Origin of the sequence: Pricia sp. (assembly GCF_041745955.1) — a bacterium.
Lineage (GTDB): Bacteria > Bacteroidota > Bacteroidia > Flavobacteriales > Flavobacteriaceae > Pricia.
In genome coordinates, this window is sequence record NZ_JBGTHY010000377.1 from 1 (window position 1) to 13073 (window position 13073).

A 13073-nucleotide genomic window follows, 5' to 3' on the forward strand; every position below is an offset into this window, starting at 1 on the left:
TTCATGACCAAAAAATCGTCACGGTGGTAAGCGATGTAGCCCGAGCCCGAACGTGTGAGCTCATCGTTGTTCAGCCTTGCCCCGTTGATATTGTTCATGAAAATGGTATTGTGATATTCTTTGGGCCATGTATCGCCCCCCCAGATATATCATGGCACCGGCATGGGCGTGGCCGCCCCCGGCCGCCGCAGACCGAAAATTACCGGCATGTGGGCCTCGGTCCCCTAAATAATGGACATGGTCACCAATGGTTTTTATGTCATCATACGTATAGGGATTGAAATGTTCCCCCCCTTGGCGCTGATACCTCGCCCCTTGAATGATATGGAACATGTGCGGAATGACACATACGGTGATAAAGGGATGCCCATGGTCGTTAAAATCTATTCCCCAGGGGTTGCTCGTACCTTCCGAGAAGACCTCGAACTCATGGCGGATAGGATGATAGCGCCATACCGCGGCGTTCAACTTCGTACGCTCTTCATCTGGGGCGCCCGGTTTTCCTACATTGGAATGCGTGAACACGCCGTGTACCCCATAGAGCCAACCGTCGGGCCCCCAGCGCAGGTTGTTCAGTACTTCATGGGTATCGTCCAATCCCCATCCATCGAGCAATATCTCCGGTGGCCCGGCGGGCTTGTCATTTTCTGCATCGATGGGAATAAATAACAGATAGGGTGCCGCACCTATCCAGACACCTCCCATGCCTACTTCGATACCACTGGCCAAGTTCAGTCCCTCGATAAACACTTTTCTTTTATCCAAGGTACCATCGCCGTCGGTATCCTCAAAAATAAGAATACGATCCCTGCCCTTACCTTCTTGCGCAGGAACGGGATAGGTATGCCCTTCTACGACCCATAATCTTCCCCGTGCATCCAGTGTAAAACTAATGGGGCGCACTATATCGGGCTCGGAGGCCGCAAGCGTGATCTTGAAATCTTTGGGAAGGGTCATGGCCTCGGCCGCCTCTTTGCCTGATAGCCCCGAATTGAGAACCGGATCTAATGGGGGCATTACAATGATATCCTCTTGATACAGTTGATTGGGAAAACTTGGGCGACCGGGATAAAACAAAAAATCGTCAAAGCTGATATGGGCCCAAGTATCATCACCGATATAAGGTATGGGCGAAGTTCCGGTTTCATTGTCGATAACACGGATGAAAATATCCTTGTTCAAATAGTCGGCCAAGTCGGCCAAGTCGGCCACTACCGGCTGCATGGTAGCACGTCCCTGCCCTGTCGATTTGACAACGACTTCATCCGATCCGGCCAGCACGAGCTCTACGCGGGTATCGGCCAAGGCTCCCCCGGAAACCCGAAAGGAGGCAAAGGGGTACTCGACCTCAAAAGTTACCGAAGTTAGTATACCTTTCTGCTTGTAATTTTTTATCCCGCCGCTACTCAAAAAGAAATCCCCGTCGAAACCGATTTGGGCATCTTCTTCATGCACCGGTGAAGGCCGGTTGAAGAGCGGATCTTTAAAGGCCTCCCCTTCTGCTTTCCAATCACTGAGATTGCCCCTTTCGAAACCGACATTGAGAGGTTTTCCATTTTTCATAGGTACGATACCGGCGATTACAGGGGCGGATATATCGCCCTCAACGATTTGAAATTGTCCCACCATTCCGGCTGCACGATGCCCGGGAACGGTACAATAGTAGGTGTCATCGGTCTTTGCCCAAAACGTTATGTCGGTAGTGGAGCCCTCTTCGAGCAAGGTGCCGCTCTTGATACCCAGTTTTTCCATGGCGATATCATGGGTCATGGTCTCACCGTTGGTAATGATAATGCGTACCCGATCGCCTTCGTTCGCCTTTAAGGTCGGGTTTCTGGTGCCGTCAGGTGCAAAGTAACCCAGCATGCTCGCCTCTAGGCGATACTCACGATCGATAATCGTGGAGTCCCGGATTCGATTTTCGGCCGATTCCCCTTTTTTTTCGGTACGGCAACCGATGGATAGGAAAACTAAAAACATTGAGAAAGATAAGGTTGTTATTAAGCGGTATTTCATAAAGCTTTATTTGAATTTAAGGGCAGTCGGTCCTGTGTTTTATAGGGTTTGCTTATTTGAGTTCTTCAAGATGGATATCCTTAAAGGCCGCCTTTGCCTTGCCGCCACCATGGATCTGAAAACCGATAAGGCCGGATTGTGGAATGCCCGTATCTTCTTCGGTATAATCAACGGTTCGGTGGCCATTGATGTACAATCGTATACGGCGATCTTCGGCGTGTATTTTATAATCATTCCAATCGTCTTTCTTGATCCATTGAAGTATCCGGGTCGAATCTTGGGGTGCCAAGGTCTTGTTCCTGCGCGATTCGTCATAGAGGCTGGCCCAATATCCCTCGCCCCAGTCCGCTTGATAGCCGGTCATTTCATACGCGGGATCGGTTAAGCGTTCGCTTCGGAATTGAATTCCGGAATTTATAAAACCTTCAACGCCCGTTAGTTTTATTTTTAGGGTCAAGATGAAATTGACGTAAGAACGTTCGGTGCATAAAAAGTCGTTGTGGGGTACCGTATGTTCCAGCGATCCACCGACGAGCGTTCCTTTCTCGATACGCCAGGTATTTATGGTATCACCTTCCCAACCCGCGAAGGTTTTTCCGTCGAAAATCCGATGCGGTCCGTCCGAAGGGCTTTTACAGGCCAAAATAAAGAAAAACAGTAGAAATGAACAATAGGGAAAATGTTTCATTAGGTCCGGGTTGATCTAAAATAAATTTTGGATTTTTTAAGACGTAGACTTTAACACATGACAAAAATATAAGCCATTGAAAATAAACGGATTAAATATTAAAATAATATCACTCATTTTTCTAATGAAGACAATCAATGCTTGCGTTAAAAATAGCGAATTTACGGCAATATTCGATACACATATCAAGGGAAGAATCGACCTGACAAGGCTACGCCTCATGGCCCACTTCATGTGTGCACGGTGCGCGCCGTTTCCTTCGAGAAGCTGGCGAAAGCCTTCGACCATACCGCCCCTTCCGGTTCCTCGCACTCAGGAGGATCCGGCGCTTCGTGGCGGGCTACGCCCTGGACGGCGACATCCCCCGCTTGGTCTGGGCCCACTGCCCGAAAAGGACAGGGTCGGGCTGACGATGGACAGGACCAACTGGACTCGTAAAAAACTTTACACAACAACTAAGCGTTCGTGTGGTCGGTACGGTCTAACAGGAACGTCTTTAATAATGCATATAGCTTGGTTCAGACTAAAGTTAGGGTTAGGCTTTCGGCTATGTCCAAGCTCGTTTGAGCCGGACAGGAAAGTGCTCCGAAAACCGCCACAGTCCGTATGCGAAACATTGAAAATAATCCCACCTATAATCAGACTTTACAGTTTAAAGGTAGAAGTACAACTTCCGGCTAAGTAAAAAGGCGCCTTTAAAAACGACAGTCCGTCCATGCCCGGTAAATCAAAGTTCGCGATTATAATATCCGGCAGGCCCTGTTCATGACCAAAATTTGAATCGAGCATCCCCATTGCCGATAGTGCATCCCCGAAACTTATAATCCTACAGGGTCTTTTAGATTGGCGTATCCTTATTTCGATTTGGAATTTCGAGATCAGATCGTTATCCACTAAATAAATCAATGGCTCTTTCAAATTTCAGTCCTTTTTCCTACAAATTACCGCTACCTTTTGAAAATCCCAAAGCCGGTTCGGAGTTTATTTCAGAATATTATAAACAAACGTTTTATGGAACTGTTTCCCATGAGACATAGTGCAAACAAACCCAGAAAAATTATACTTTACACAAAAACACTACTAAATGGCCGCTGGTGACGGCTACCCTTCCCATGGCCCAATCCCTATCTCATCGTCCGAAAAGGTGTACCTCACAATGTCTCTTGTCCTTCTTTATTATTTTAAAGAGCCGGAGTACATTAAATTTCTCGCCCTCCAGTACCTGTATGAAAACGCCCATGTAATATATTAGACAGCCAGTAATTCCTTACTAGTGTTAAGTTAACTTTATTATGACGTATTAAATTTAATTTTGTACCTTTAAATAAAAAACCAGTGATACGGTACACTATTAAATTAAGCCAAGAAGAAGTAAACGGGTTGAGGGCGATAATCAACAAAGGCTCGCATACCACCCAGAAGTTCCGTGCCGCCTACATTTTATTAAATTGCGATGAAGGCGATCATTCTGAAAAGGTAACCAACGAACAGATCAGCAAAGTCTTGAAGGTAGGCATGCGCACCATAGACCGCGTAAAGAAAAAGTTCGTGGAAGAAGGTTTTGATGCGGTGCTCGAACGCCGCCCGAGCACTCGGGTGTATGAAAGGAAAATAGATGGCGATGTGGAGGCGAAACTGGTCCAGTTGTGTTGCAGCGAGCCGCCCCCGGGTTTTGCAAAATGGTCTTTGAGGTTGTTGGCCGACAGGATGGTCGAGTTGGAACATGTGCCAAGCATCTCCCATGTCTCGGTCGGGGAGGTCTTAAAAAAAACGAACTTAAGCCCTGGAAAGTAAAGGGCCGGGTCATACCACCGAAAAGCAACGGCGAGTTCGTGGCGAACATGGAGCGGGTGCTGGACGTTTACAAAAGGCCCTACGATGAAGCAAACCCGGTAGTGTGCATGGACGAGTCCCCGAAACAATTGATCTCGGCGGGCCAGCTTTCCATCCCGATGAGACCGGGCCAGGAAGCCCGGGTGGACTATGAGTACGTAAGGCATGTAACGGTCAATATATTCATGGCGAACGAACCGTTGAAAGGCAAACGTTTGGTGGAAGTGACGGAGCACAAAACAAAATAGGACTGGGCGGAGTTCATCAAGAGATTGGCGGACGAGAAATATCCGGAAACAAACAGAATAACACTTGTGATGGACAACTTCGGCACACACGCAGCTTCCGCCTTTTATGAAACGTTCGAACCGGAAGAGGCCAAAAGGCTATGGGACAGGTTCGAATTCGTGTTCACGCCCAAACATGGAAGTTGGTTGAACATGGCAGAGATAGAGCTTCACGTGCTCAACGGACAATGTCTTAATCGGCTCATCTCCACAATGGATGTAATAAAAAGAGAGATAAATGCCTAGCAGGACAGCAGGAACAACAAAGGGGGCAAGATAACCTGGCAGTTCACGACAAAAGAATCGAGGATAAGACTAAAACGATTTTACCCGTCAATTAATGATTAACATAACACTAATTACGTTGTTTAAGCACATAACTTCGCAAATAAAAACTGAATAGAAAATCTACAAACATTTTCGTGTGTAGACTTGCACTGGCAATTAATTTTATAGGCTGTTGTGCTTTCGTTAATATTCATTAATTTAACCACATTGTAACCAAATAAATCATTCTTCGCGACATGAAATGTTTTTCTAAAATTCTTATTACAGCATTTCTTTTAGTTGGCTTCACTGTAATTGGCCAAAACCTCCCGCAAGCACTTTCTAAAATCAATACAGAAGGCTTTCAGAAGTCACAAGTTATGAGTTTAGTTTCTGAATTATCGGATGTTTATGGTCCTCGGTTAACAGGAACGGATCAATATTACACCGCAGCGGAATGGGCAAAGAAAACCATGGAAAACTGGGGAGTCGATAAGGTTTATTTCGAAAATTATTGTGATGATTGTATGGGTTGGGAAGTAATATCATTTAATGCAGAAATGACAGAACCTGCTTATATGAAAATACAAGCCTATCCTTACGCGTGGACAGAAAGCTCAAATGGGGTGCAGAAAGGTGATTTGATTTGGATTGAAAGCTATTCTGATTTAGAAAATGTAAAAAAACAATGGAGCGGAAAATTACAAGGAAAGACAATTCTGATGGGATTCCCTCCTAAACAAAATATGTTATTTAATGCACTTTCAAAACGATTTACTGAAGACGAAATCGAGGAAGCTGAAAAATCAATTGTGCCCGTACCAAGTAATCCTTTGGACCCATCTGCTATGGATCTTGATTTAGTAAAAGATTTGGAGGTTTTGTTTGAAAGTTTTATGAGAATGGATGATGCCTTTTTTGAATTCTTAATGGCAGAAGGAGCTTTATGTATTTTAGGAACTACACCTTTTTTTCCAGGAATTATTCATCCAAGTGGTACTTATAATTATAGAGAAAGTCATATAAAGCCAATTCCATATTTTGCAATTTCGCCAGAAAGTTTCGGAAAATTAAAACGCTTAGTAGAAAGAGAAATCAATCCGAGGATTAAATTCCATTTAGAGACCAAACTTTATTTAAAACCTGAAAATAATGTAAATATTATAGCGGAAATTATAGGGTCGGATCCAAAATTAAAAGATGAAGTTGTTATGATCGGTGCTCATTTTGATTCTTGGCATGCTGCTTCCGGAGCAACGGATAATGGAGCAGGTTCGGCGGTTATGATGGAAGTTATGCGAATTATCAAAGCATCTGGATTGAAACCAAAACGAACTATTAGAATCGCGCTTTGGGGGGGCGAGGAGCAAGGGTATTTAGGTTCTATGGCATATGCGGAAAATCACTACGGAAAAATTAAGGAAACTACTAGAAAAAAAGAAGTTGAAAAAATTTCGGCGTATATAAATATGGACAATGGTGCTGGCCAAATGCGAGGTATATATTTGCAAGGAAACGAAGCGGTAAAACCTATTTTTGAAGCAATGTTAGAACCCTATGAGCATTTAGATGTTAATAATCTCACTATTCAAAACACCAATTTTACAGATCATGATGTTTTCGATTATTACAAGATACCTGGATTTCAGATAATTCAAGATGAGTTAAACTATTATACAGTAACGCATCACACTAATTTGGATGCTTTAGAATATGTTCCAGAACGTGATTTGATGATCAATGCAACAGTAATTGCAGCTCTTGTTTATCAAATTGCAGAGATGGATTCGCGTTTGCCAAGGAAAGATTAATGGCTAACTCGTGATTTATTTTTTTCTATAAGGGGGATTCGGATTTTTCTAAAGAATTTTATCATTGATAATTTATCACAGGCTACATTCACTCAAAAATAAGAGCTTCCGGTTCCGCGCAATACCGGTTGTGGTTAGTAATCTTATTCCGCTGTTTAAACAAAATCAACCACAACCCGTATTCTATCACTTGCTGATTTCCGTCATTGCTTTTTCAATTAATTTTTTGGAATCATTGTTAACGGCTGAATCCTTGGCATAAATATTCCAGTCGGCAATAGCACTTTTTACTTCATCAATAATAGTTTCAGGGTTTTTTACTCCGAAGGTATTTGCCAATTCCAACAAATGTTGCCGCCCAGGGGCTCTGCTCTCCCCTGCGACCATAGTGCTGTGCATTCCGTGCGATGAATTTGAAAAGGTAAGATCATAGGCCGGGGCCAACCTCCATTCTCCCGCAGCGTTCATTAGGAAGGATATATTCTTGCTATGATCGTCCCGATTATGGCCATACACATTGAAAGCAGCCAGCCGAAGTACTTTTGAATAGGCGGCCACATGGTTTTCAAGACGAAAAGCGCAGTCCATAACATTGCCATAATCCAGATTGCTATACCGAAAATTGTCATTCAAAAGTCCGCTTGCAGAATGTAAGTGCAAACGGTCATTTTGTATTCTGTCAAATCTTTTGGTTGCAAAATATTTTTTTCCAGATGGACCTTCGAATAATCTGCATTCCGACATTTCGATACCCGCAGCTAATGCCATTTTAGAATACGCATATTCTATTTGGGCGATATCAGGCAGATCGGTTGACGACGGAAACTTTATTATCCAATGTTCATAAGCTGCATGGAGTGACGAATGCCCATGGATAAGGTGATTGGTTTTAGCATTGTAACCTACAAAAATTTTTGGTCTAGCCCCACCAGAAGAACCTCCAAGATGAAACAGTTCTTCTATTATTTCGGAAGGTGTACCCTCCAAAACCTTATTCATCTCCCGGGAAATTTCGTCCAATTCCAAAAGCTTGTAGGTATGAAATTCCGGGTTTTGACTTGGTTTATAGGTCAAAGCGCCCATGCCACCGGAACCAACATAGGCTAAACGGTCCATGGGCGTGATTTGATTTAAGGATATTCCCTTTGACAATAACGTTCTGTCCAATAGCAGTCTACCCCAACCATCTGGCAGCGAATCGTTGAACACACCGAAGAGCCCTTCAAAAATAGGGGTTTCAGGAGTTAATATGGCATCGGAAAGTTTTAGTTTAAATGGAGAAATGGCTAAACCTTTTTCTATAAAAGCAGCATCATATTTGAAAAAAATGGTTCCATTGTCGGAGACCATTTGACCAACCGTAATAGGGGTGTCCGTAAAACGAAGGTAAACTTCTAGTTGTTCGATTGGTTCCATTAGCTTTTCTTTTTTGAATCAAATAATTTCTCAATATGTTTAAGATCTTTGTCAGGCTCAAGCACGCTTTCAAAATCGGATAACCGACCTAGAACAAATACCAACTTTAAAAGTGATTCTAAGGAAACCTGCCCTTTGGTTTCAAAACGTTTTAAGCTGCCTAGGGATACTCCCGAGCGTTCTGCTAGTTCATTTTGGGATAGCCCCTTCTTTTTCCGAAGATTTTTATGTTTGCGCGCAATTTCTAAACGGACATCCCCAGGAAGTTTGTCGATACTATACTTATTCATAATACGGATAATATATTAGCTATTAATACTCTAATATACGATAAATGGATAATATATTAGCTATTTTTATATTTAGTATTTCACCATAATAATACTTCTACAGCCTCATCCAATACTTCAACTCCAAACTCGGGGACATAAGCTTTTGTAGTTAAAACAATTTGATGCCCAAGTGTCTCTCCGATTACATCAATGCTAATACCTTTCTCGCATAGGCACATAGTAAAACTATGACGCGCAACATAGCTATTCACATTTTTTGTTATACCCGCTTTCCGTGCCAATATTTTAAGTGTTTTATTGTATTGTGATAGAATCTTATGCTTTCGATTTTCAATTTGCATGGGAGTCAGAGAATCATGCAGTAAAATTGGGAAAACATACTTGGTATTCCTCCTGTTTTCATTGTAATAATTTAAGATCTCTCTTACTGGTGGTACAATCTTCAGGGAGAAATTGCCCTGGGTTTTCGCTCGAGCATAAGTGATTCGCGTTTGGGTTATATCCGACCATCTTAAACGCATCATGTCGGCAAAGTTCATGCCTCTGGCATAGAAGCTAAATAGAAAATAGTTCTTTGCATTAATGAGTTGAACATCTCCTTCGCAATAAACATTTTTGAAAGAAACAATTTCTGCCATTGTTAGTACGTGCTTGATCCGTTTGCCACGAAGCTTTGATATTTTGAATTTATGGAAAGGATAGAGGTTTTGCTTAATCAGATCGCGACGAATGGCCAAGTTGAATATGGTTCGTAAGCTTCTCATGCGAACAGCAATGCCACCATTTGAACCTCCCCGACTCCTAAGAAATACCTCGTACTTATCAAGAAAGGTCACATTGATTTCCCTCATGTGCAAAACGGATTTTTTATGAAATTTTCTTAGGGAACGAATGGTATCCCGATTGTTTCGGGCATAACCCGTCCTTCCGGATAGCACCAAATCGTTAACCACGGAATCCCAAAATTCGAACAAATCGATTTTGCTTCGCTTTGAGCCAAAGCGAAATCGGTTTTCAAATTCGTTTAGGGTAAAATTGATATCCTCTATATCAAATTCCGAAATAATATTGCGAGCTTTGATTTTAATGGTTTCCAACAAACGATTGTTCTGCATCGCATTTGGATGTCTGGTCTTGAAACAATGCTCTTTATCATCCCATCGTTCTTTTTTGACCAAAAGGCCCGTAGCTAGAATTTTTTTCTGCCGGTCTTTTAGTACTTGTAAAACGATGGAATGTTCGCCCTCGGAATTTGCTTTTCAGTTTTAGCTTAATACTTACCATGTTGTTCATTGTCAATGAACATAGTACAACAATGAACATTAAAAGTATTTACCCCCCCCTAACTGTACACTTCAAAACCGGACAGAATCCACGCGCAGGTAATTATGGAAAGATTTGGGGTCTTTGTCTGTACCATATAACGTTTGTTTTAAGGGATGTTCCGAAAATACACATGTAATCGCACGGCCATTGTTTCATTCTTCCGATGTGACATAGTCGGCCCTGTTCCTTGAGTCCAGCAACTTTTTTGCTGCGGCCCAAAAACCTTTCGATGCGGGAGTTGGGTCGATCGGCGCTTCCGGGTCTTCGATAAAGGAACTGAGCAAAAGTTCGAGATATTCCATCCTGTTATCGGCCCCGAGGAAATTCTCGTAGACCATGCAATTAGTGCCGAATTCCTTCGAAGGCATGTAGCCATGCGAGATTAGGGTGGCCTGCGAATGGCGATCGTCCTCCTTGATCACGTCGTAAAGCCCCAATACTTCAACTTGGCTTCCTTCCAGGTACTGTAAAAAGATTCCTTGATAGTTCAGCAGGCACCCGGTAAGGCCCCTGCTGCGGTTAAAGTCCCTGGAACGTTCCAGCATATCTCGGATCCGGGCCTCCCCGAAACCGGGATCTGGGGTAGAAATGTACACGAGGTAGAACATAGCTGTATTGTTTTGCGGTCCTTGAAAATACTCATTATATGGCCATTTAACGATTTAGGCACTGGATGATTTTCGCCAACGATCAACGGCATGGGAAACCAGAACTTCCCGAACCATCTAAAGTTCCCCCTAGAGGCATGGGAACTACCACTGTATAGCTTTTTGCAGTTGGAACATATTGTGCTGAATTTATACGGATAATTGCGATCTTAAAATCAGCGCCGGAAAAAAACGATCGATCCTAGGAACGAAAAAGTAAGAAAGTGGATGTGCCTTGGGATGTCCGTTTTAAGGAACCGACCGAAACTCCTGTAATCCAAAGTATTCCGTAACAACACCCTTAAATTTTCAGTACATTTACCGGACTTGAAAAACCCGACCTCCCACCGATCCCTGGGTCCGCGCCACCAGGAAACATTATAGATAAAACGCGGGCAGAAAAGGTTCCGTACCATCAACGGTACCGAACGGAAAATGATTCCTTGGACAGTAACGATCGAACCCGTTCTATTTTACCTACCTTTAAAATAAAAATTCCCACAAAGACGGAACGTTCCTTTTTCCTATGATTGGGGAGCAACGGGCCAATAAACAGAACGTTACGAAAAACATGATATTCAACGGTTAGACCAAAGATTTGAAAAAAACCAAAAAGACGCTCATAAAATCGGATAACGCTTTCCCGGTAGTAGGGATCGGTGCCTCCGCCGGGGGTCTCGATGCCTTCAAACAACTGTTGAAGGCCATTCCCGAGTCTTCCGGAATGGCCTATGTGCTGGTACAGCATCTAGATCCCGACCACGAAAGCATGCTACGGGAGCTGCTGCAGAAAACGACCCCTATCCCCGTTCTGGAGGTTACGGACGATATAAAGGTAGCGCCCGACCATATCTATATCATCCCCAGCAACAGGATAATGATCGCCAATGACGGTGTCCTGGAACTGAGCCCTCGGCCCGTAAAAAGCAAGACCGAACGCCATTTGCCCATAGATCTTTTTTTTACGTCGCTGGCAGAAGTCCATCAATCCTTTTCTATCGGGGTGGTCCTTTCCGGTACCGCCACCGACGGCACTTTGGGCCTGAAGGCGATCAAGGACCACGGGGGCATTACCTTCGCACAGGACGAAGCATCGGCGGCATATGGCGGCATGCCCCAAAACGCGGTACGGGCGGGGGTAGTGGATTTTGTACTCCCTCCCTCGGAAATACCGCAAAAACTGCTGGAAGTGACCCAAATCACCAACGGCGAAGGGTACGCCCCGGAAAAGGAAGATGCGGTCTTCAAACAGATCATCTCGCTGTTGCGGGTACACAAAGGCACCGATTTCACGTACTACAAGCAGACCACGATACGCAGAAGGATACTCCGTAGGATGGCCATTGCCAAGACCGGCGAACCGACCGGTTACCTAAAATATCTAAGAGGGGACAAACAGGAGCAGGACAAACTGTATATGGACCTGCTGATACCGGTGACCGATTTTTTCAGGGATCCCGAGATCTTCGATGGACTGGATACCACCGTTTTTCCAAGGATACTGGAAAACAAAACTTCCGACAGGCCCGTCCGTGTCTGGGTGGCGGGCTGCAGTACGGGCGAGGAAGCGTATTCCATCGCCATGGCCCTACATGAACTATCGGGACACAGGCAATTCAAGGATGCCCCTAAAAAAGTGCAGGTGTTCGCTACCGATATCAGCGCACCCGCCATTGCAAAGGCAAGATCGGGCATGTATTCCAAAAGCGATGTAAAGGGCCTGTCCCCCGAACGGCTACAGACTTATTTTACCAAGAACAATGGCGGCTACCAGGTCAACAGGCCGATCAGGGACAGTTGCGTATTCGCCGTACACGATTTTCTGAAAGATCCGCCCTTTGGCAGGATGGACCTGATAAGTTGCCGCAACGTACTTATCTACATGGGGGGCTACCTACAAAAAAAGGCCCTGACCACTTTTCACTACGCACTGGACCCAAAAGGTATCCTATGGCTGGGAAAATCGGAAACGACCGGTGGGGTGCCAGCCCATTTTACGGCTATCGACAAAAAACATAAGCTGTACTCCCGCAAAGCGGTGACGGGTCATTCCGTACCTACCACGGGACGACGAAGCGAGCAAAGTTTTACGGACCTGGGCGGGAACGGAAAGACCGGGACCATCGGTACGGATTTTCAAAAGACCGCCGACGATATCATGCTCAAAAGGTCCACCCCTGCCGGGGTAGTCATCAACGAGGCGATGGACATCGTCCATTTTAGGGGCAATACGGGCCGTTACCTGGAACCGGCGCCGGGCAAGGCCAGTCTCAACCTGTTGAAGATGGCCAAACAGGGCCTGGCCTTCGAGCTGCGCAACATTCTGCACAGGGCGAAGAAGGAGAACGGGGCCGTCGAAAAAAAGAATATACAGGTACCGACTGATGGAACGGGCACACGGACCATAGGTATCGAGGCCATCCCCCTGCCCAATATTGTAGAGCCCCATTATCTGGTTCTTTTCCACGATCTCGGCCCAAAGGACGGCC

Annotated in this window: 10 protein-coding genes and 2 pseudogenes; 3 read left to right on the forward strand and 9 right to left on the reverse strand. The window is 44.6% G+C overall.

Going from position 1 to position 13073, the window contains the following annotated elements:
• Positions 1-60 precede the first annotated feature (60 nt).
• The 4 genes from ACEW8S_RS13825 to ACEW8S_RS13840 form a co-directional block, all read right to left on the reverse strand.
• Complete coding sequence (locus tag ACEW8S_RS13825) at positions 61-1980, reverse strand: PVC-type heme-binding CxxCH protein (RefSeq protein ID WP_373518731.1); 1920 nt, start codon at positions 1978-1980, stop codon at positions 61-63.
• A gap of 88 nt (positions 1981-2068) precedes the next feature.
• Positions 2069-2704, reverse strand: a complete 636-nt coding sequence (locus ACEW8S_RS13830) for a DUF1080 domain-containing protein (RefSeq protein ID WP_373518732.1) — start codon at positions 2702-2704, stop codon at positions 2069-2071.
• A gap of 645 nt (positions 2705-3349) precedes the next feature.
• Positions 3350-3622, reverse strand: a complete 273-nt coding sequence (locus ACEW8S_RS13835) for a hypothetical protein (protein ID WP_373518733.1) — start codon at positions 3620-3622, stop codon at positions 3350-3352.
• Between the two features lie 211 nt (positions 3623-3833).
• Positions 3834-3968 (reverse strand): BLUF domain-containing protein, encoded by a 135-nt coding sequence (locus ACEW8S_RS13840; protein WP_373518739.1) that lies wholly within the window; start codon positions 3966-3968, stop codon positions 3834-3836.
• A 71-nt stretch (positions 3969-4039) separates the two neighbouring features.
• On the opposite strand from ACEW8S_RS13840, the pseudogene ACEW8S_RS13845 reads away from it, so the two are divergent.
• Both ACEW8S_RS13845 and ACEW8S_RS13850 read left to right on the forward strand, forming a co-directional pair.
• A pseudogene (locus ACEW8S_RS13845) lies at positions 4040-5172 on the forward strand (IS630 family transposase).
• Positions 5173-5348: 176 nt separating this feature from the next.
• The gene (locus tag ACEW8S_RS13850) at positions 5349-6902 is read left to right on the forward strand and encodes a M20/M25/M40 family metallo-hydrolase (RefSeq protein WP_373518734.1); all 1554 of its coding nucleotides are present in this window, start codon (positions 5349-5351) and stop codon (positions 6900-6902) included.
• A 186-nt stretch (positions 6903-7088) separates the two neighbouring features.
• Here ACEW8S_RS13850 and ACEW8S_RS13855 read toward each other — a convergent pair whose 3' ends face one another.
• The 5 genes and pseudogenes from ACEW8S_RS13855 to ACEW8S_RS13875 form a co-directional block, all read right to left on the reverse strand.
• A complete protein-coding gene (locus ACEW8S_RS13855) occupies positions 7089-8318 on the reverse strand; it encodes a type II toxin-antitoxin system HipA family toxin (protein WP_373518735.1) in 1230 nt (409 codons plus the stop codon).
• Positions 8318-8608, reverse strand: coding sequence for a helix-turn-helix domain-containing protein (locus ACEW8S_RS13860; RefSeq protein ID WP_373518736.1), 291 nt, complete (start codon positions 8606-8608; stop codon positions 8318-8320). The genes ACEW8S_RS13855 and ACEW8S_RS13860 overlap by 1 nt, the downstream gene beginning before the upstream one ends.
• Before the next feature lie 80 nt (positions 8609-8688).
• The gene (locus ACEW8S_RS13865; RefSeq protein ID WP_373518740.1) at positions 8689-9249 is read right to left on the reverse strand and encodes a site-specific integrase; all 561 of its coding nucleotides are present in this window, start codon (positions 9247-9249) and stop codon (positions 8689-8691) included.
• A gap of 54 nt (positions 9250-9303) precedes the next feature.
• Positions 9304-9858 (reverse strand): annotated as a pseudogene (locus tag ACEW8S_RS13870) (phage integrase SAM-like domain and Arm DNA-binding domain-containing protein); the annotation flags it as partial.
• Positions 9859-10089: 231 nt separating this feature from the next.
• A complete protein-coding gene (locus tag ACEW8S_RS13875; protein WP_373518737.1) occupies positions 10090-10545 on the reverse strand; it encodes a BLUF domain-containing protein in 456 nt (151 codons plus the stop codon).
• A 637-nt stretch (positions 10546-11182) separates the two neighbouring features.
• Between ACEW8S_RS13875 and ACEW8S_RS13880 the strand changes: the two genes are divergently transcribed.
• Positions 11183-13073: chemotaxis protein CheB (locus ACEW8S_RS13880; RefSeq protein WP_373518738.1), on the forward strand; the 1891-nt coding region annotated here is incomplete at its 3' end.

Excerpts from the sequence above, each read along its gene's own strand:
- ACEW8S_RS13825 (WP_373518731.1), bottom strand. The coding sequence starts at position 1,980 with ATGTTTTTAGTTTTCCTATCCATCGGTTGCCGTACCGAAAAAAAAGGG.
- ACEW8S_RS13850 (WP_373518734.1), top strand. The coding sequence starts at position 5,349 with ATGAAATGTTTTTCTAAAATTCTTATTACAGCATTTCTTTTAGTTGGC.
- ACEW8S_RS13865 (WP_373518740.1), bottom strand. The coding sequence starts at position 9,249 with ATGGCAGAAATTGTTTCTTTCAAAAATGTTTATTGCGAAGGAGATGTT.
- ACEW8S_RS13875 (WP_373518737.1), bottom strand. The coding sequence starts at position 10,545 with ATGTTCTACCTCGTGTACATTTCTACCCCAGATCCCGGTTTCGGGGAG.
- ACEW8S_RS13830 (WP_373518732.1), bottom strand. The coding sequence starts at position 2,704 with ATGAAACATTTTCCCTATTGTTCATTTCTACTGTTTTTCTTTATTTTG.
- ACEW8S_RS13860 (WP_373518736.1), bottom strand. The coding sequence starts at position 8,608 with ATGAATAAGTATAGTATCGACAAACTTCCTGGGGATGTCCGTTTAGAA.
- ACEW8S_RS13855 (WP_373518735.1), bottom strand. The coding sequence starts at position 8,318 with ATGGAACCAATCGAACAACTAGAAGTTTACCTTCGTTTTACGGACACC.